Genomic DNA, 662 nt, shown 5'->3' on the forward strand with positions numbered 1-662 from the left:
TCGCTACTTCTTTTATCAGTTGTAATCGGTATGCAGAGCTAGCACGTTTCATTTCAATGACCTCCTGGTTATAGACACTAATAGAAAAATCTAGTTGGCGGTTTTGTGACCGTCAACGCGATTTTGAAGTATTTTTTTTGAGCAACGAGGAATCAATCAGTTGGGCGCGTTATTCATAAAAATGTCATCTAAATGCGTTAGGGAGCAAGCGGTAAAATAGGCTGTTTAATATGTGTTCAGGTGATTATTTGAAGAGTGTCAGGTGTGAAAAAGCCCAGTTATTAACCGGGCTTTGGCTGAAAGTGTTATTTTTACTCGAAAACACTATTTACTCAAAAACGCTATTTAAACGAAAACGCTATTTAATCGAAAGCGTGATTAATTCGAAAACAGGTTGGTGAATGTCTGTTTTGGTATCACATCAAGGTTAGCGAGAAGGCTTACTCTTAAATTGTTTGATGCTTTTCTTCTTCGCTGTACGGCGGTTCGCTTGTTTGTCTTTTGGCGGACGCTTGCGCTGTGCTCCTTCCGTAGCCGGCTTATCGGTCACGGGAAAGCCGTCAAGTGACTGAACAGGTAACGCTCTGCCAGTGAGCTTACGTATTGCTTCTAGGGTGTCTGTTTCACTATGGCTAACTAAAGAGATCGCTTGACCACTCGCG

1 pseudogene is annotated in these 662 nt (G+C 42.0%); it reads right to left on the bottom strand.

Annotated features, from left to right (window positions below):
* Positions 1-427: 427 nt before the first annotated feature.
* Positions 428-662: pseudogene (locus KIV40_RS29860) on the bottom strand (ATP-dependent helicase); the annotation flags it as partial.

This window comes from Vibrio sp. D173a (genome assembly GCF_030248475.1).